This window comes from Cupriavidus sp. HE11, from assembly GCF_056097175.1.
The window spans coordinates 3,038,571-3,055,834 of the sequence record NZ_CP184464.1 but is presented as its reverse complement, the minus strand read 5'-3'; the positions used below and the strand labels follow the sequence as shown (position 1 = coordinate 3,055,834).

The 17,264-nt window shown below is 64.7% G+C and carries 18 protein-coding genes; 6 read left to right on the top strand and 12 right to left on the bottom strand.

The annotated features are described in order from the left end of the window. Positions 1–40: 40 nt before the first annotated feature. The 10 genes from hscA to uvrB form a co-directional block, all read right to left on the bottom strand. A complete protein-coding gene (gene hscA / locus ACOABP_RS14185) occupies positions 41–1,906 on the bottom strand; it encodes a Fe-S protein assembly chaperone HscA (RefSeq protein ID WP_474225685.1) in 1,866 nt (621 codons plus the stop codon). A 9-nt stretch (positions 1,907–1,915) separates the two neighbouring features. Further along, positions 1,916–2,434, bottom strand: a complete 519-nt coding sequence (gene hscB / locus ACOABP_RS14180; RefSeq protein WP_474225684.1) for a Fe-S protein assembly co-chaperone HscB — start codon at positions 2,432–2,434, stop codon at positions 1,916–1,918. A gap of 103 nt (positions 2,435–2,537) precedes the next feature. Further along, positions 2,538–2,858, bottom strand: coding sequence for an iron-sulfur cluster assembly protein IscA (iscA, locus tag ACOABP_RS14175; protein ID WP_066738950.1), 321 nt, complete (start codon positions 2,856–2,858; stop codon positions 2,538–2,540). Positions 2,859–2,938: 80 nt separating this feature from the next. Continuing rightward, positions 2,939–3,340 (bottom strand): Fe-S cluster assembly scaffold IscU, encoded by a 402-nt coding sequence (gene iscU / locus ACOABP_RS14170; RefSeq protein ID WP_066738828.1) that lies wholly within the window; start codon positions 3,338–3,340, stop codon positions 2,939–2,941. Positions 3,341–3,395: 55 nt separating this feature from the next. Beyond that, positions 3,396–4,616: an IscS subfamily cysteine desulfurase gene (locus tag ACOABP_RS14165; protein ID WP_474225683.1), complete on the bottom strand. Its 1,221-nt coding sequence runs from the start codon at positions 4,614–4,616 to the stop codon at positions 3,396–3,398. A gap of 74 nt (positions 4,617–4,690) precedes the next feature. After that, entirely contained in the window at positions 4,691–5,245 is a 555-nt protein-coding gene (iscR, locus tag ACOABP_RS14160) for a Fe-S cluster assembly transcriptional regulator IscR (RefSeq protein ID WP_066738832.1), read from the bottom strand. Between the two features lie 215 nt (positions 5,246–5,460). Further along, entirely contained in the window at positions 5,461–5,940 is a 480-nt protein-coding gene (locus tag ACOABP_RS14155; RefSeq protein ID WP_474225682.1) for a low molecular weight protein-tyrosine-phosphatase, read from the bottom strand. 57 nt (positions 5,941–5,997) lie between these two features. Then, the gene (locus ACOABP_RS14150) at positions 5,998–6,237 is read right to left on the bottom strand and encodes a hypothetical protein (protein ID WP_474225681.1); all 240 of its coding nucleotides are present in this window, start codon (positions 6,235–6,237) and stop codon (positions 5,998–6,000) included. Between the two features lie 59 nt (positions 6,238–6,296). Continuing rightward, the gene (locus tag ACOABP_RS14145) at positions 6,297–6,518 is read right to left on the bottom strand and encodes a hypothetical protein (RefSeq protein ID WP_066738836.1); all 222 of its coding nucleotides are present in this window, start codon (positions 6,516–6,518) and stop codon (positions 6,297–6,299) included. A gap of 107 nt (positions 6,519–6,625) precedes the next feature. Beyond that, complete coding sequence (gene uvrB, locus ACOABP_RS14140; RefSeq protein ID WP_474225680.1) at positions 6,626–8,719, bottom strand: excinuclease ABC subunit UvrB; 2,094 nt, start codon at positions 8,717–8,719, stop codon at positions 6,626–6,628. Positions 8,720–8,944: 225 nt separating this feature from the next. On the opposite strand from uvrB, the gene ACOABP_RS14135 reads away from it, so the two are divergent. Both ACOABP_RS14135 and ACOABP_RS14130 read left to right on the top strand, forming a co-directional pair. After that, complete coding sequence (locus ACOABP_RS14135; RefSeq protein ID WP_474225679.1) at positions 8,945–10,141, top strand: amino acid aminotransferase; 1,197 nt, start codon at positions 8,945–8,947, stop codon at positions 10,139–10,141. Positions 10,142–10,374: 233 nt separating this feature from the next. Continuing rightward, positions 10,375–11,613 (top strand): polyhydroxyalkanoate depolymerase, encoded by a 1,239-nt coding sequence (locus ACOABP_RS14130; protein ID WP_474225678.1) that lies wholly within the window; start codon positions 10,375–10,377, stop codon positions 11,611–11,613. 114 nt (positions 11,614–11,727) lie between these two features. Here ACOABP_RS14130 and ACOABP_RS14125 read toward each other — a convergent pair whose 3' ends face one another. Beyond that, positions 11,728–12,363, bottom strand: coding sequence for a TetR/AcrR family transcriptional regulator (locus ACOABP_RS14125; protein WP_066738841.1), 636 nt, complete (start codon positions 12,361–12,363; stop codon positions 11,728–11,730). Between the two features lie 191 nt (positions 12,364–12,554). Here ACOABP_RS14125 and rsxB point away from each other — a divergent pair, with 191 nt between their 5' ends. Further along, the gene (gene rsxB / locus ACOABP_RS14120) at positions 12,555–13,427 is read left to right on the top strand and encodes an electron transport complex subunit RsxB (protein WP_474225676.1); all 873 of its coding nucleotides are present in this window, start codon (positions 12,555–12,557) and stop codon (positions 13,425–13,427) included. Next, a complete protein-coding gene (gene nth, locus ACOABP_RS14115) occupies positions 13,424–14,068 on the top strand; it encodes an endonuclease III (protein WP_474225675.1) in 645 nt (214 codons plus the stop codon). Before rsxB ends, nth begins: the two co-directional genes overlap by 4 nt. On the opposite strand, the gene ACOABP_RS14110 is transcribed toward nth, so the two are convergent. Then, complete coding sequence (locus ACOABP_RS14110; RefSeq protein WP_474225673.1) at positions 14,065–14,694, bottom strand: TetR/AcrR family transcriptional regulator; 630 nt, start codon at positions 14,692–14,694, stop codon at positions 14,065–14,067. The genes nth and ACOABP_RS14110 overlap by 4 nt on opposite strands. Before the next feature lie 74 nt (positions 14,695–14,768). On the opposite strand from ACOABP_RS14110, the gene ACOABP_RS14105 reads away from it, so the two are divergent. Together ACOABP_RS14105 and ACOABP_RS14100 are read left to right on the top strand one after the other, a co-directional pair. Next, positions 14,769–16,283: a flavin-containing monooxygenase gene (locus tag ACOABP_RS14105; protein ID WP_474225672.1), complete on the top strand. Its 1,515-nt coding sequence runs from the start codon at positions 14,769–14,771 to the stop codon at positions 16,281–16,283. Beyond that, positions 16,280–17,248 carry an alpha/beta fold hydrolase gene (locus tag ACOABP_RS14100; RefSeq protein WP_474225671.1) on the top strand — a complete coding sequence of 323 codons (969 nt, stop codon included), beginning with the start codon at positions 16,280–16,282 and terminating at the stop codon, positions 17,246–17,248. The genes ACOABP_RS14105 and ACOABP_RS14100 overlap by 4 nt, the downstream gene beginning before the upstream one ends. Positions 17,249–17,264: the final 16 nt, after the last annotated feature.

Below are 17,264 nucleotides of genomic sequence, written 5' to 3'. Positions count from 1 at the left end.
GATTCCTGTTTTCTCTTTCCTGGCAGGCAGCTGCTGCGACTCAGCCCAGCTCCTGCACCTTCTTTCCGGCCAGCGCGCTCTTGATCGAGCGATCCATGCGGCGTGCGGCAAATTCGTCAGTGCCATGCGACAGCTGCTCGACGGCCGTCTTGATCGCGTGGTGGTCGTCGCCGCGAGCGATCTCGGTCACCCGGGCCATCAGCGCATCCACGGCCGCGCGTTCGTCGGCCGACAGCAAATCGCCGTCAACTTCCAGCGCCCGTCCCGTGGCCTCCACCAGACGCGCCGCCTCGACGCGTTCCTCGGCCAGCGCGCGGCTCTTCATGTCGTGCTCGGCCTCACGGAAGCTTTCCTGAAGCATGCGCGCGATATCGTCGTCGGCCAGCCCGTACGACGGCTTGACCGACACCGACGCTTCCACGCCGGAGTTGGTCTCGCGCGCCGACACCGACAGCAGCCCGTCCGCGTCCACCTGGTAGGTCACGCGAATGCGCGCCGCCCCCGCCACCATCGGCGGGATGCCGCGCAGCTCGAAGCGCGCCAGCGACCGGCAGTCGCTGGCAAGCTCGCGCTCGCCTTGCAGCACGTGAATGGCCATGGCGGTCTGACCATCCTTGAAGGTGGTGAATTCCTGCGCACGCGCGACCGGAATCGTGCTGTTGCGCGGGATGATCTTCTCGACCAGGCCGCCCATCGTTTCCACGCCCAGCGACAGCGGGATCACGTCGAGCAGCAGCCAGTCTTCGCCCGGCGCATGGTTGCCGGCCAGCAGGTTGGCCTGCATGGCGGCACCCAGCGCCACTACCTTGTCCGGGTCCAGGTTGGTCAGCGGCTGCTGGCCGAAATACTCGCCCACCGCCTTGCGGATGGCCGGCATGCGCGTGGCGCCGCCCACCAGCACTACGCCCTTGACTTCATCAGGCGCGACGCCTGCATCGCGCAGCGCCTTGCGCACCGGCGTCAAGGTCTTCTGCACCAGATTGGCGGTGATGGTGATGAACGTCTGCGCGTCCAGCGGCAGATGCACGATCTCGCCGGTGGTCAGCACCGCGTCGATCACGGTGCTGTCGCTGGCGGACAGCGCTTCCTTGGCGGCACGGGCACGCATCATCAGCAGGCGCGTATCCTCGGCCGACAGCGGCTGCAGGCTGGCCTGCTCCACCACCCAGCACAGCAGGCGCTGGTCGAAGTCGTCGCCGCCCAGCGCCGAATCGCCGCCGGTGGACATCACCTCGAACACGCCCTTGGTCAGCTTGAGCACCGAGATATCGAACGTGCCGCCGCCCAGGTCGTACACGGCGTAGATGCCTTCGGCCGCATTGTCGAGGCCGTAGGCAATGGCCGCGGCGGTCGGCTCGTTGAGCAGACGCATCACGTCCAGGCCCGCCAGTTGCGCGGCGTCCTTGGTGGCCTGGCGCTGCGCGTCGTCGAAGTACGCGGGCACCGTGATCACGGCCCCCACCAGTTCGTCGCCCAGCGAATCCTCGGCACGCTGGCGCAGCGTGGCGAGGATCTCGGCCGACACCTCCACCGGGCTCTTGATGCCGGCGGCGGTCTTCAGCTGCACCATGCCCGGCGCATCGACAAAGTCGTACGGGCTGTGCTCGATGTTTGCCACGTCGCGCAGTCCGCGGCCCATGAACCGCTTGACGGAAACGATCGTGTTCTTGGGGTCGCGCACCGCCTCGTCCTGGGCCTTGTAGCCGATATGCGCGTTGCCGTTGGGCAGGTAGCGCACCACCGACGGCAGCAGCGAGCGGCCATTGTCGTCGGGCAGGACTTCGGGAATGCTGTTGCGCACGGCCGCCACCAGCGAGTTGGTGGTGCCAAGGTCGATGCCAACGGCAAGCCGGCGCTGATGAGGCGCGGGCGACATGCCGGGTTCGGAAATCTGGAGCAGTGCCATGAGAATCTTCTAATCTTCGAGCCGATCGATCGCCTCGCTGGCGTCGTGTTCGATCTTCTCGATAAACATCAGCTGGCGCGCGGCGGCGCCGGCGGCTTCGTTGTCACCGGCATCGAGCAATGCGCCCAGCGCCGCGTGGCGCTCGCGCTTTTCCTGGCGCAGGTCGCGCAGCAGGCTGTCGAGCTGGCCGACGTCGCGCGCCTGCGTCGCGTCCTGCAGCGCCTCGCGCCATTCCATTTGCTGCATCAGGAACGCCGGTGCCATCGCCGTATTGCTTTCGGCCTGGATGTCCACGCCCCGCAGGTGCAGCAGGTAGATCGCCCGCTTCAGTGGCTGGCGCAGCGTGCGGTACCCCTCGTTGGCGTGCGCGGCCCACTGCATGGCTACGCGGCGCTCGGCATCGCCGGCATTGGCGAAGCGGTCAGGGTGCGCCTGCGACTGGACGGTGCGATAGGCCGCGTCCAGCGCGGCTTCGTCCACTTCGTATTGGGCAGGTAGTCCGAACAGCGAGAAAAAATCGTCTTTCAAAGCGCGTCTTTCCAAAACATCACAACAAAAAGGAGCGGTCATGCCGCCCCTTGTCGTGTCGCCGCCCTCGCATCGGTTGCCGATCCGGGCGCGGCACAGGCCATCAGACCCGGAACGACTCGCCGCAGCCGCACTCGTCCTTGACGTTCGGGTTGTTGAACTTGAAGCCTTCGTTCAACCCCTCGCGCGCGAAGTCCAGTTCGGTACCGTCGATATACGGCAGGCTCTTCGGATCCACGATCACCTTGATGCCGCGCGTCTCGAATACCTGATCTTCCGGCTGCAACTCGTCTACGTACTCAAGCTTGTACGCCAGGCCCGAGCAGCCGGTGGTCTTCACGCCCACGCGCAGGCCCAGGCCCTTGCCGCGGCGTTCCAGGTAGCGGGAAACGTGTTTCGCCGCCTTTTCGGTCATCGTGATCATCTTTGCCTTGCTGTCGAACGCCGCGCGCGATATCGCACCGCGCGCGGCCATACCAAACCGTCTGAAGCGGACCAGCCCGCTCAGGCAGCCTTCTGCTCGGCGCCGCCGTGCTTCTTCTTGTAATCCTCGACGGCCGCCTTGATGGCGTCTTCCGCAAGGATCGAGCAGTGGATCTTCACCGGCGGCAGCGCCAGTTCTTCGGCGATCTGGGTGTTCTTGATCTCCAGCGCCTGATCCACGGTCTTGCCCTTGACCCATTCGGTCACCAGCGACGACGAGGCGATAGCCGAGCCGCAGCCGTAGGTCTTGAACTTGGCGTCTTCGATCACGCCCGCCTCGTTCACCTTGATCTGCAGCTTCATCACGTCGCCGCAGGCCGGGGCGCCGACCATGCCGGTACCCACCGCGTCGTCGTTCTTGTCGAACGAACCGACATTGCGCGGATTTTCATAGTGGTCGAGAACCTGGTTGCTGTAAGACATTTTGGTTACCTCTGACGAATCTTTATGGGGTTCTTGTTTTTGCCGTGGGTCGCAATCAGTGCGCGGCCCACTGGATCGAATTCAGATCGACGCCGTCCTTGAACATCTCCCACAGCGGCGACAGGTCGCGCAGCTTGCCGATCTTGTTCTTGAGCAGCTCGATGGTGTAGTCGATCTCGGCTTCCGTCGTAAAACGGCCAACAGTGAAGCGGATCGAGCTATGTGCCAGCTCGTCGTTGCGGCCCAGGGCGCGCAGTACATACGACGGCTCCAGCGACGCCGACGTGCAGGCCGAGCCCGACGACACGGCCACGTCCTTGATGGCCATGATCAGCGACTCGCCTTCGACGAAGTTGAAGCTGATGTTCAGGTTGTGCGGCACGCGGTGTTCCATCGAGCCGTTCAGGTACACCTCTTCCATCGACGACAGGCCGTTCCACAGGCGGTCACGCAGCATGCGGATACGCTCGTTCTCGGTCGCCATTTCCTCGCGGGCCAGGCGGAATGCCTCGCCCATGCCGACGATCTGGTGCGTCGCCAGCGTGCCCGAACGCATGCCGCGCTCATGACCGCCGCCGTGCATCTGGGCCTCGATACGCACGCGCGGCTTGCGGCGCACGTACAACGCGCCGATGCCCTTCGGGCCGTACGTCTTGTGGGCCGAGAACGACATCAGGTCGCACTTCAGCGTGGCCAGGTCGATGGCAACCTTGCCGGTGGCCTGCGCGGCATCGCAGTGGAAAATGATGCCCTTCTCGCGGCAGATCTCGCCGATCTGCTCGACGTCCTGGATCACGCCGATCTCGTTGTTCACGAGCATCACCGACACCAGGATCGTGTCCGGGCGGATCGCCTGCTTGAACACGTCCATGTCGATCAGGCCGTCGTCCTTGACGTCGAGGTACGTCACCTCGAAGCCCTGGCGCTCCAGTTCACGCGTGGTATCCAGCACGGCCTTGTGCTCGGTCTTCACGGTGATGATGTGCTTGCCCTTGCCCGAGTAGAAATTGGCCGCGCCCTTGATGGCGAGGTTGTCCGACTCGGTCGCACCCGACGTCCACACGATCTCGCGCGGATCGGCACCCACCAGCGCCGCCACCTGCTCGCGCGCCTCTTCCACGGCGCGCTCGGCATCCCAGCCGTACGCGTGGCTGCGCGACGCCGGATTGCCAAACTGCTCGCGCAGGTACGGAATCATCTTGTCCGCCACGCGCGGGTCCACCGGCGTGGTGGCCGAGTAATCCATGTAGATCGGGAAATGTGGGGTGGTGCTCATCTTATGACTGCCTTATAGGGATCGCTAATCGCGTACTGCCTACCGATAGTTTAATGCAGGTGCTGCAACCTTGCTTACGACTGCGCGAGGCTGAACACCGAGTTGACCACGCGGGCGCGCGCCGGCTTCTCCTGCTTCTCGGCCTTGCCGCGCGAAACAGTCACCGGCTGCTGCGCGGCGTCTTCGCGCATGTCGTGCAGAACGGCTGGCTGGCGGGCGCGTTGCTGGTCAACGAGATTCTTCAGCGACACGGAGTCCAGGTATTCGACCATCTTCTGGTTCAGCGTGGCCCACAGCTCGTGGGTCATGCAGCGCCCGGATCCGTCATCTCCGTTACAATTGCCCTTTCCACCGCACTGGGTGGCATCGAGCGGCTCGTCCACGGCAATGATGATGTCTGCCACCGTGACGTCCTCGGCCTTGCGCGCGAGGCTGTAGCCACCGCCCGGACCGCGAACGCTCTCGACGATCTCGTGCCGGCGCAGCTTGCCAAACAGCTGCTCCAGGTACGACAGCGAGATCTTCTGACGCTGACTGATGCCTGCCAGTGTGACAGGCCCCTGATCCTGGCGCATGGCCAGGTCAATCATGGCGGTTACCGCAAAGCGGCCTTTGGTGGTCAGTCTCATGATGCTCGGGGAGAGGGAATACTTGAGAATTTCGCTCGAGTTTAAGATATCCCGACTAAATCAGTCAAGTACCCCATCCCGCAACGCACTATTCCACGGCCCATAACGATCGCGCCGACGCTGCTTCGGAAAACGGCTATGCAAAGCACGCCGGTTTGATTTCCGGCATGGCATATCGGGCGATCTTCAATCTTGATAGTCCCGGTCAGGCGAGATCAGGCAAGTTCGCGCCGCAGCATCTCGATCACGCCGTCGCAGGCATCCTCGATATAGTCCAGCACACGCTCGAAGCCATCGCCCTCGCCGTAGTACGGATCCGGCACTTCCTCGACCCGATGGCGGGCGGCAAAGCTCATCAGCAGGCGCAGCTTGTCGGGGCTGACCCGTGGATGCAACCGGCGCAGCGCGGCCATATTGGCGAGATCCATCGCCAGCACGAGATCGAAGCGATCGAAGTCCGCCACGCCAACCTGCCGGGCCCGCAGCGCGGAGAGGTCGTAGCCGCGCTGCAGCGCGTGGCGCTGGCTGCGGGCATCGGGGGCGCGGCCGACGTGATAGTCGTGGGTGCCGGCGGAGTCGAGTTCGACCCGATCGGCCAGGCCGGCGGCCTGAAGCTTGGCGCGCAGCACCCCCTCCGCCGTCGGGGAACGGCAGATGTTGCCCATGCAGCACATCAGAATGGCGTATTTTTTCATCGGCGCGATTTTACCGCCCTGCACACCGTCGAAGACCCACGCCAGGCGATAGCGGCGCTAGAGCCGCTCGGCCAGCTGTTTGCCGCGCGCAAATCCGGCGGCTTCAGCGTCGGCGGGCGACTTGTAGTGCTCTGACGGGGGCGAGGTTTCGACCAGTGTGTCGGCCGCGCGGATGTTCGTGCCCTTGCGGCACACGCGAACCGTGTAGTCCCATTCGATGGGCGACCGGGGTTTCACCAGCACCTGGATCTCGTGCGTTTCGAAAACCCTCTTTTTCCATTCACTGCTATAGGACATCAGTGTCTCCTGGCGTGCCGGACTTCTTCGGGCGCAACTTGGGGTGGCTGATTCGGGTTTCAGCTCACCTCGCCGGCATCTATTGTCCGCATGGCTTCGGCTTCCGCCAGCGCAAGCGCTGCCTCTGGTGTATCGGCCGAGCCGGTTTCCGTTTCAAATGTCGGTCCGCCGGGCTCGCCAAACGCATCGGAAATGGTCAGCACCCCGGCGAAACCGCCGCCCGCGTGCGCAATGGCACGGGCAACCACCGTATAACCACCATATTCGAACTGTGTCACCATGGCACACTCCCTGGTTCGTGATCCGGCGTCCCGCGCTGGGCGGATTGCCTAATCACTATAGGATGCCGTGGCGCACCATGCCCATAGGGCACCGATCAGGTCTTCCCTCAGCTTGACGGCGGCAGCAGATGGTCGCCTTCGGCGCCAGCCCCGAAAACCTGGGCGCGCAGCTTGGCCAGCTGGTCGCGCACCTGGGCCGCCTTTTCGAACTCCAGGTTCTTGGCGTGATCGAGCATCTGCTTTTCCAGGCGCTTGATTTCCTTGGCCACCTGCTTCTCGCTCATGTCCTCGTACCTGGCGCGCTCCGCGGCGGCGGTCAGCTCGGCCTTGACCTCGTCGGCATCGTAGACGCCATCGATAATGTCCTTGATCCGCTTGACCACGCCGCGCGGCGTGATGCCGTGGGCCTCGTTGTGCGCCATCTGCTTGGCGCGGCGGCGCTCGGTTTCCTGGATCGCCACCTTCATCGAATCGGTCATGCGGTCGCCGTAGAGAATCGCCGTGCCGTTGACGTTCCGCGCGGCCCGCCCGATGGTCTGGATCAGCGACCGCTCCGCGCGCAGGAAACCTTCCTTGTCGGCATCGAGGATGGCCACCAGCGACACCTCGGGAATATCCAGACCCTCGCGCAGCAGGTTGATGCCAACCAGCACGTCGAACGTGCCCAGGCGCAGGTCGCGGATGATTTCCACGCGCTCGACCGTGTCGATGTCCGAATGCAGGTAGCGCACCTTGATGCCGTTTTCGGACAGGAATTCGGTCAGCTGCTCGGCCATGCGCTTGGTCAGCGTGGTCACCAGCACGCGCTCGCCGGCCTGCACTCGCAAGTGGATCTCGCTGAGCAGGTCGTCCACCTGCGTGGTGGCGGGCCGCACATGGATGATCGGGTCGACCAGACCGGTCGGCCGTACCACCTGCTCCACCACCTGCCCCGCGTGCTCCTTCTCGTAGTTCGCCGGCGTGGCGGTCACGAACACGGCCTGACGCATCTTGCGTTCGTATTCCTCGAATTTCAGCGGACGGTTGTCCAGTGCCGACGGCAGCCGGAAGCCGTACTCCACCAGCGTGGTCTTGCGTGCCCGGTCGCCGTTGTACATGCCGTTCAGCTGGCCGATCAGCACGTGCGACTCATCCAGGAACATCAGCGCATCGGGCGGCAGGTAGTCGACCAGCGTAGGTGGCGGCTCGCCGGGTTTCGCGCCCGACAAATGCCGCGAGTAATTTTCGATGCCCTTGCAGAAGCCCAGCTCGGAGAGCATTTCCAGGTCGAAACGCGTACGCTGCTCCAGCCGCTGCGCCTCGACCAGCCGGTTTTCCTTGTAGAAGAAGTCGAGCCGTTCGCGCAGCTCCACCTTGATGTCCTCGATCGCACGCAGCACGGTTTCGCGCGGCGTCACATAGTGGCTCGACGGGTAGACCGTGAAGCGCGGAATCTTCTGCCGCACGCGGCCGGTCAGCGGATCGAAGAACTGCAGCGAATCCACCTCGTCGTCGAACAGCTCCACGCGCACCGCCATCTCGGCATGCTCGGCCGGGAAGATATCGAGCGTGTCGCCCCGTACGCGGAACGTGCCGCGCTGGAAATCGGTCTCGTTGCGCGTGTACTGCATGGCGATCAGCCGCGCGATCACGTCGCGCTGGCTCAGCTTGTCGCCGGTGCGCAACGTCAGGATCATCTGGTGGTATTCGCTCGGATTGCCGATACCGTAGATCGCCGACACCGTCGCCACGATGATCGTGTCGCGCCGCTCCAGCAGGCTCTTGGTGGCCGACAGCCGCATCTGCTCGATATGCTCGTTGATCGACGAGTCCTTCTCGATAAACAGGTCGCGCTGCGGCACGTACGCCTCAGGCTGGTAGTAGTCGTAGTAGCTGACGAAGTATTCCACCGCATTGCGCGGGAAAAATTCGCGGAATTCCGAGTACAACTGCGCCGCCAGCGTCTTGTTTGGCGCAAATACGATGGCCGGCCGCCCCATCCGGGCGATCACATTCGCCATCGTGAAGGTCTTGCCCGAGCCGGTCACGCCCAGCAGCGTCTGGAACGACAGGCCGTCATCCACACCCTCCACCAGTTGCCGGATGGCCTCGGGCTGGTCGCCTGCGGGCGGATACGGCTGGTACAACTGGAACGGGGACCCCGGGAACGCGACGAATTTGTCTTCGTCCAGGGGCGGGGCGACTTCGGCGAGATTCGTCATAAACGTAGGGAAAAACCTGAGGAATACTGGCGGGATACGCTAGAATCTGGGGGTTGCGCGGATCGGTTCAAGCCCGGTTTGCCTGTAGTTTGCCGAAGGGATACTGTCAGGTTCTGTCAGTAGTGACAGGAAGTCCGTCAGGAATCCGGTGCCGCCGCAGCCACAGCGCAGTTCGAAGCATTCTACGCCCTCCGTTTTGTTCCACAGCTGACCACGAGATTCCAAATGAGTTTGTTTTCTGCCGTCGAGATGGCCCCGCGCGACCCGATCCTGGGCCTGAATGAAGCATTCAATGCCGATACCCGCGCCACCAAGGTGAATCTGGGCGTTGGCGTGTACTTCACCGACGAAGGGAAAATTCCGCTGCTGCGCGCGGTCCAGGAAGCCGAAAAGGCCCGCCTGACCACGGCCACGCCGCGCGGCTACCTGCCTATCGAAGGCATCGCCGCCTATGACCAGGCCGTGCAGACCCTGCTGTTCGGCAAGGATTCGGCCCTGATCACCGAAGGCCGCGTCGTGACGGCTCAGGCACTTGGCGGCACTGGCGCCCTGAAGATCGGCGCCGACTTCCTGAAGCGCCTGTACCCGAACGCATCGGTCGCCATCAGCGACCCGAGCTGGGAAAACCACCGCGCGCTGTTCGAAGCCGCCGGTTTCCCGGTGGTCAACTACGCCTACTACGATGCCCCGTCGCACGGCCTGAACTTCGCCGGCATGGTGGAATCGCTGAAGTCGTACCCGGCCAACACGATCGTCGTGCTGCACGCGTGCTGCCACAACCCGACCGGCGTGGACCTGAACGACGCCCAGTGGAAGCAGGTGGTGGAACTGGTCAAGGAACGCAACCTGATCCCGTTCCTGGACATGGCCTACCAGGGCTTTGCCGAAGGCATCGAGCCGGACGGCGCCGCCGTGCGCCTGTTCGCCGAATCGGGCCTGCCCTTCTTCGTGTCGAGCTCGTTCTCGAAGAGCTTCTCGCTGTACGGCGAGCGCGTGGGCGCGCTGTCGATCGTCACCACGGGCAAGGACGAAGCCCAGCGCGTGATGTCGCAGATCAAGCGTGTGATCCGCACGAACTATTCGAACCCGCCGACCCATGGCGGCACCGTGGTGGCAACCGTGCTGAACAGCCCGGAACTGCGCGCCATGTGGGAGCAGGAACTGGCCGAAATGCGCGACCGCATCAAGCTGATGCGCAACGCACTGGTCGACAAGCTGGCCGCCAAGGGCGTGCCGGGCGACTTCTCGTTCGTGAAGGCCCAGCGCGGCATGTTCTCGTACTCGGGCCTGACGTCGGCCCAGGTGGATCGCCTGCGCACCGAGCATGGCATCTACGCCGTGGGCACCGGCCGCATCTGCGTGGCAGCATTGAACAGCCGCAACATCGACGCCGTGGTCAACGCCATCGCCGCCGTGTACTAAAAAGCAACACCTGACCCTGTGTCAGCAACAAAAGGCGACCTGGAGGCCACTCCGGTCGCCTTTTTTGTCATTGTCGGCCGGTGTCATCCGGATTTAGCGCCAATGTCCTATTGTCTTCCCCGCTTGCCGACGTAATTTGAAAGCGTATGCTGCAAAGCACGATCGTTCGATTGCGGGCATAATCAGTTGCGCGACAAAGCACTCGCGACAAGAAAGGCTAGACAGGTACCGGCATGCTTTACCAACTGCATGAATTCCAGCGCTCGATGCTGAACCCGCTGACCGCGTGGGCCCAGGCGACCGCCAAGACATTTACGAATCCCCTCAGCCCGCTCTCGCTGATTCCGGGCGCGCCCCGCATGGCAGCCGGTTACGAGCTGCTATACCGGCTCGGCAAGGAATACGAGAAGCCGGAGTTCGGCATCAAGAGCGTGCGCTCGAACGGCCGCGAGATCCCGATCGTCGAGCAGACCGTGCTGGAAAAGCCGTTCTGCAAGCTGGTGCGCTTCAAGCGCTACGCCGACGATCCCGAGACCATCAAGCTGCTCAAGGACGAGCCCGTGGTGCTGGTCTGCGCGCCGTTGTCGGGCCACCATGCCACGCTGCTGCGCGACACCGTGCGCACGCTGCTGCAGGACCACAAGGTCTATGTGACCGACTGGGTCGATGCCCGCATGGTGCCGGCCGAGGATGGCGCCTTCCATCTGGCCGACTACATCTACTACATCCAGGAATTCATCCGCCATATCGGCGCCGACAAGCTGCACGTGATTTCGGTCTGCCAGCCCACCGTCCCGGTGCTGGCCGCGATCTCGCTGATGGCGTCGGCCGGCGAAAAGACGCCGCGCACGATGACGATGATGGGTGGCCCGATCGATGCCCGCAAGAGCCCGACGTCGGTCAACTCGCTGGCGACGAACAAGTCGTTCGAATGGTTCGAGAACAACGTCATCTACACGGTGCCGGCGAACTATCCCGGCCACGGCCGCAAGGTGTATCCGGGCTTCCTGCAGCACGCCGGCTTCGTGGCGATGAATCCGGATCGCCATCTGTCGTCGCACTATGACTATTACCTGAGCCTGATCGAGGGCGACGCGGACGACGCCGAAGCCCACGTGCGCTTCTACGACGAATACAACGCGGTGCTCGACATGGCCGCCGAGTATTACCTCGACACGATCCGCGAAGTGTTCCAGGAATTCCGCCTGGCCAACGGCACGTGGGAAATCGATGGCGACCCGGTACGTCCGCAGGACATCAAGGGCACGGCGCTGCTGACGATCGAAGGCGAACTCGACGACATCTCGGGCGCGGGCCAGACCGCCGCCGCGCACGACCTGTGCGCCGGCATTCCGAAAACGCGCAAGCAACACATCACCGCGCCGAAGTGCGGCCACTACGGGATCTTCTCGGGCCGCCGCTGGCGCGAGAACATCTACCCGGAACTGCGCGACTTCATTCGCAAGTACTGAGCCTGACCTGGCTCCGCCAGGCACCGGCATGGCAAAACGCCCGCGAGGATATCGCGGGCGTTTTTATTTGTGCCGGAGCATTCTGGACGAACGGCCATGCCGCTCGGCGACGGCTCACCGATTGGTCAGGTACGACAGCAGCATGTCGGTATGCAGGTCGGCAAAGCGCGCGTGCTCTTCCTCGGTTGCCACGTCGCGGCCGATGACGGCGCTGATCGTGTACCGGTTCGACAGCACGTAATAGCCCAGCGCCGAGATCGTCAGGTAGAACTGCGGCACGTCGATGGCGTCGCGGAACACGCCCTGCTGCTGGCCGCGCCGGATGATGTCGGCCAGCACGTCCACCACCGGATTGATCAGCTGATGAAGCTGGGCCGACTTCTTCAGATGGCGCGCCTCGTGCAGGTTCTCGCTGTTCACCAGCCGGATGAATTCGGGGTGCGCGTAGTACCAGTCCCAGACGAAGCGGGCCAGCGTGCGTACCGCCGCCTCGGGGTCCTCGTCGGTAATATGCAGCTGCTCCTCGGCCGCGCGAAACTCGGCGTACTGTTTTTCGAGCACGGCCAGGAACAGGCCTTCCTTGCTGCCGTAGTAGTAATAGAGCATGCGCTCGTTGGTCTCGGCACGGCGTGCGATCTGATCGACGCGCGCGCCCGCCAGGCCGCCCTTGGCAAACTCCTCGGTGGCGGCGGCCATGATGCGGCGGCGCGTGCCCTCGGGGTCCCGCTTGGTTTTTGGCTCGTTCGACATGAATATCTGATCTGTCAGTTGCGCGGATTATGGCACAGCCCGTCACCTCGTCAGGGCTCCTCTCCCTGATCGGGTGATGGCAGATCATCGCCTTTTCTGCACTGCGGCGAAATCGGGGATAATCCTTGCCGCACACACGCTCACAGAGGCGTGCAAGATTCCAGCCGTCCCCCAGATTCCGTACCCCAGTCGTGATCCGTTCTCCCTCGTCCGTTGCCGGCACTGCCAGCCTGGCAGACCGCCTAGAAGCCCTGCTGCCGCAAACCCAGTGCACCAAGTGCGGGTTCGACGGCTGCCGCCCCTACGCCGAAGCCATGGCGGCGGGCGAGGCGGCCAGCAACCGCTGCCCGCCCGGCGGCGCCGAGGGCATCGTGCGGCTGTCGGCCATGCTGGGCGTCGCGCCCCAGCCGCTGGACCCCGAGCGCGGCGTCGAGCAGGCGCGTGCCGTGGCCCGTATCGACGAATCGCTCTGTATCGGCTGCACGCTCTGCATCCAGGCCTGCCCGGTCGATGCCATCGTGGGCGCCGCCAAGCAGATGCATACCGTGCTGCCCGACTGGTGTACCGGCTGCGATCTCTGCGTGGCCCCCTGCCCGGTCGACTGCATCGCGATGATTCCGGTCACCGGCGCCAATACGGGCTGGGCTGCGTGGTCGCAGGAACAGGCCGATGCCGCGCACGCGCGCTACCAGTCGCGCAAGATCCGCCTGGTGCGCGAGCGCGAGGAAAACGACGCCCGCCTGGCCGCCAAGGCCGCTGCCAAGCTCGAGGCGCTGCAGGCAGAAGCCGCCGCCAGCGAAGCCGAGCAGGCCGCGCAGGCGCGCAAGAAGGCGATCATCCAGGCTGCCATCGAACGCGCGCGCCAGAAAGCGGCCGCCGTACAGCCGCGCAACACCGACAATGTCTCGCCCGGCGTGCAGGCGCAGATCGATGCCGCCGAAGCGCGCCGCGCAAAACTGGGCCTGACGGATCAACCCGATCAGCAAAGCCAGAACAGCCAGAACAACCCGGACGGCAGCACCGGCCCCGGCGAAAACAGCAAAAACGACGATTCCCGCTCATGAATCCCGCCAAGCGCCTTGCCATTTTCGAGACCCTGCGTGAGGTCAATCCGAATCCGGAAACGGAGCTCGAATACAGCTCGCCGTTCGAACTGCTGATCGCGGTGCTGCTGTCCGCCCAGGCTACCGACGTGGGCGTGAACAAGGCTACCCGCAAGCTGTTCCCGGTGGCCCACACCCCGCAGCAGATCCTGGATCTGGGCGAGGCCGGACTGATCGAATACATCAAGACGATTGGCCTCTACAAGACCAAGGCCAAGCACGTGATGGAGACCTGCCGCATCCTGGTGGAGCAGCATGGCGGCAAGGTGCCGCCCGTGCGCGAAGCGCTGGAGGCGCTGCCGGGGGTGGGTCGTAAAACCGCCAATGTGGTGCTGAATGTGGCGTTCGGCCAGCCGACGATTGCCGTCGACACACATATCTTCCGCGTCGCCAATCGCACTGGCCTGGCCCAGGGCAAGAACCCCGATGCCGTGGAACAGAAGCTGTTGAAGGTGACGCCCACCGAGTTCCTGCACGATGCGCATCACTGGCTGATCCTGCACGGCCGCTACGTCTGCAAGGCGCGCAAGCCCGAATGCTGGCATTGCGCCATCGAGCCGCTCTGCGAGTTCAAGCCCAAGACGCCGGCGCCGAACGTCTAGGCGCCGTCCGGACCTCGCAGGACCAGCGCCAGCTGCAGGGCCGTGCGCGCCACGGTATCCACGTCTGGCGTGTAACCGTTGCGGATCCAGTACAGCGCCACATGCACGATGCCGCCTGCCACGCCGGCGGCCAGCATCGGATCCACCGCCGTCCCGGGCGGCATCAGCGTACGGGCCATCAGCGCGCCGAAGTCGCATAGCGATACCGCCAGCGCCTCGTCCACGAGCTTGCTGACCCCGCGAATTTCCACCAGGAACACCCGCGCCGAACGCGGCTCGCATTGCAGCGCCCCGAAATAGGCCCGCAGCATCGCCAGTACGCGATGTTGGCCACTGCCGCCGGCCTCGTCCCCTGCCCGCTCCAGCGTTTGAAGCAGCCGATGGGTGACCGTTTCATACGACGCCAGCAGCAATGCCTCGCTATTGGCAAACGACTCGTAGAAGTACCGTTCCGTCAGGCCGGCCGCCTCGCAGACTGCCTTGACGGTGGCGTTCTGGTAGCCGCGCTCGCCGTAGACCTGCACGGCGGCGGCAATCAGCTGCTCGCGCCGCTGGGCGCGGCGCTCTTCGGCTTCGGCGCCGCGGTAGCGGCGGGCGGGAGATAGCTCGGTGGTCATGGCGGCCATTATGACATTCCCTATTGTCAGATGGCTTCTGACAACCTATGTTGTCAGAATACCCACTCGCCCCGGTAGCCGTCATGCGCCCTCAAAGTAACGGTGACGATGTTCTGGATGTCCTGATCGTTGGCGCCGGCCTGTCCGGCATCGGCGCCGCCCGGCAATTGCAGCAGCGGTGCCCGGACAAGCGTTTTGCCATCCTGGAAGCCCGCGACGCCATTGGCGGCACCTGGGACCTGTTCCGCTACCCCGGCATCCGCTCTGATTCGGACATGTACACGTTGGGCTACCGCTTCAAGCCCTGGCGCGGGGCCAAGGCCATTGCGGACGGCCCGTCGATCCTGGCGTATATCCGCGAGACAGCCGATGAAGCGGGCATCAACCGTCATATCCGGTTCGGCCACAAGGTCGTGGGCGCCGCCTGGCGCAGCGACGAAGCCTGCTGGACCATCGAGGCCGAACGCAGCGCGGACGGCAGCCGCCAGCGCCTGCGTGCCCGCCTGCTCTATGTCTGCGCCGGCTACTACAGCTATGCCGAAGGGCATCGGCCCGAGTTTCCGGGCGAGCAGGAATTCCGCGGCCAGATGGTCCATCCCCAGTTCTGGGACCCTTCCATCGACTACGCCGGCAAGCGCGTGGTGGTGATCGGCAGCGGCGCCACGGCCGTCACGCTGGTGCCGGCCATGGCCGAGACCGCTGCGCATGTGACGATGCTGCAACGTTCGCCCACGTACATCGTGACCCGTCCGGGTGAGGACCCCATCGCGCACAAGCTGCGGCGCATGCTGCCCGAACGCCTGGCCTATCGCGCCACGCGCTGGAAAAACGTGCTGCTGGGCATGTTCTTCTTCCAGCTGGCGCGTCGGCGTCCGGCAAAGGTCAAGGAGCGCATCGTCGGCATGGCGGCGGCCCAGCTGGCGCCGGGCTTCGACGTCGGCACCCATTTCACGCCGCGCTACAACCCGTGGGACCAGCGCGTCTGCCTGGTGCCCGACGGCGACCTGTTCCGCGAAATCCGCAACGGCCGCGCCTCGGTGGTCACCGACCAGATCGAACGCTTTACCGCCGACGGCATCGTGCTGAAGTCCGGACACACATTGCCGGCAGATGTGGTGGTCGTGGCTACCGGCCTGAAGCTGAACATGCTTGGCGATATCGCACTGACCGTCGACGGCCAGCCGCGCCGCCCGTCTGAATCGCTGGCCTACAAGGGCATGATGCTCGGCAACGTGCCGAACCTGGCGCTGGCGTTCGGCTACACCAATGCGTCGTGGACGCTCAAGGCCGATCTCACCGCCGAGTACGTCTGTCGCCTGCTGCAGTTCATGGACCGGCGCGGCTACCGGATCGCGATGCCCGAGGTCGATCCCACGGTGCAGACCGTCCCGTTCCTGGACTTTTCGTCGGGCTACGTACAGCGCGCCGCGTCCGTGCTGCCGCGCCAGGGGCACCGCAAACCGTGGCGCGTGTATCAGAATTACCTGATGGACATGCTGACGATCCGGCATGGCCGCATCGACGATGGCGTGCTGCGCTTTGACCGCGTGGCCGCCACGCTGCCGAACAACGATCCGATTGCCGAGGCCCAATCTTGAACGTCTTTCTTGCGCTGATTGCCGTGGTGGTGGCCCTGGCGGCCGCCCTGCTCGTCCTGCTGTTCCTGTTCACCCGGCACACGGTGCGCAAGATCGAGGCCGGGCTGCCGCCCACCGGACGCTTTGTCGACGTACCCGGCGCCCGCCTGCACGTGATCGAACAGGGCCAGGGCCAGCCGGTGCTGCTGGTTCACGGGCTGTCCGGGCAGCTTGCCAACTTCGCATACGGGATGGTCGAACCGCTGGCGCGAGACTTCCACGTGGTGGCCGTCGATCGCCCCGCGGCCGGCTGGTCCACGCGCGAGCCGGGTGCGCCGGCCGACCTGCGCGCGCAGGCCGATACGCTGGCCGCACTGATCGACCGGCTGGGGCTGGAAAAACCGCTGGTGGTAGGCCATTCGCTTGGCGGCGCGATTGCACTGGCGCTGGCTACCTACCACCCCGAGCGCGTGGGCGGCCTGGCACTGATCGCCCCGCTGACCCATCCGCCCGAGGAAATCTCGCCGGTGTTCAAGGCCATGACGATCCCGAGCGCGGCCATGCGCAAGCTGATCGCCTGGACGCTGCTGATCCCGATGTCGATCCGCAATCGCGAGCAGGTCATGGATATCGTGTTCGGCCCCGATGCCGTGCCGGCTGACTTCCCCGTGCGCGGCGGCGGGCTGCTGGCGCTGCGGCCCGGACATTTCCTGGGCGCGTCCGAAGACCTGATCGGTGCCGCACACAGCCTGCCGCCGCTGGTGGCGCATTATGGCGATCTGCGCGTGCCGGTGAACATCCTCTACGGGCGCGAGGACCGCATCCTCGATTACCGCAAGAACGGCGAAGCGTTTGTCGCCAGGGTGCCCGCCGCCCGGCTGACCCTGGTGACCGGCGGGCACATGCTGCCGGTGACCGCCATCGATGCCAGCGTCGATTTCGTGCGTACCGCGGCCGCCCGCCTGCGCGAGCCGGCAACCGTCTGACCCGCAGCCATCAAAG

Excerpts from the sequence above, each read along its gene's own strand:
- iscA (WP_066738950.1), bottom strand. The coding sequence starts at position 2,858 with ATGATCACGATGACCGAAAAGGCGGCGAAACACGTTTCCCGCTACCTG.
- ACOABP_RS14150 (WP_474225681.1), bottom strand. The coding sequence starts at position 6,237 with ATGTCCTATAGCAGTGAATGGAAAAAGAGGGTTTTCGAAACGCACGAG.
- uvrB (WP_474225680.1), bottom strand. The coding sequence starts at position 8,719 with ATGACGAATCTCGCCGAAGTCGCCCCGCCCCTGGACGAAGACAAATTC.
- ACOABP_RS14145 (WP_066738836.1), bottom strand. The coding sequence starts at position 6,518 with ATGGTGACACAGTTCGAATATGGTGGTTATACGGTGGTTGCCCGTGCC.
- ACOABP_RS14105 (WP_474225672.1), top strand. The coding sequence starts at position 14,769 with ATGCGCCCTCAAAGTAACGGTGACGATGTTCTGGATGTCCTGATCGTT.
- ACOABP_RS14135 (WP_474225679.1), top strand. The coding sequence starts at position 8,945 with ATGAGTTTGTTTTCTGCCGTCGAGATGGCCCCGCGCGACCCGATCCTG.
- ACOABP_RS14130 (WP_474225678.1), top strand. The coding sequence starts at position 10,375 with ATGCTTTACCAACTGCATGAATTCCAGCGCTCGATGCTGAACCCGCTG.
- iscR (WP_066738832.1), bottom strand. The coding sequence starts at position 5,245 with ATGAGACTGACCACCAAAGGCCGCTTTGCGGTAACCGCCATGATTGAC.
- ACOABP_RS14125 (WP_066738841.1), bottom strand. The coding sequence starts at position 12,363 with ATGTCGAACGAGCCAAAAACCAAGCGGGACCCCGAGGGCACGCGCCGC.
- hscA (WP_474225685.1), bottom strand. The coding sequence starts at position 1,906 with ATGGCACTGCTCCAGATTTCCGAACCCGGCATGTCGCCCGCGCCTCAT.
- ACOABP_RS14155 (WP_474225682.1), bottom strand. The coding sequence starts at position 5,940 with ATGAAAAAATACGCCATTCTGATGTGCTGCATGGGCAACATCTGCCGT.
- ACOABP_RS14165 (WP_474225683.1), bottom strand. The coding sequence starts at position 4,616 with ATGAGCACCACCCCACATTTCCCGATCTACATGGATTACTCGGCCACC.
- ACOABP_RS14110 (WP_474225673.1), bottom strand. The coding sequence starts at position 14,694 with ATGGCCGCCATGACCACCGAGCTATCTCCCGCCCGCCGCTACCGCGGC.
- iscU (WP_066738828.1), bottom strand. The coding sequence starts at position 3,340 with ATGTCTTACAGCAACCAGGTTCTCGACCACTATGAAAATCCGCGCAAT.
- nth (WP_474225675.1), top strand. The coding sequence starts at position 13,424 with ATGAATCCCGCCAAGCGCCTTGCCATTTTCGAGACCCTGCGTGAGGTC.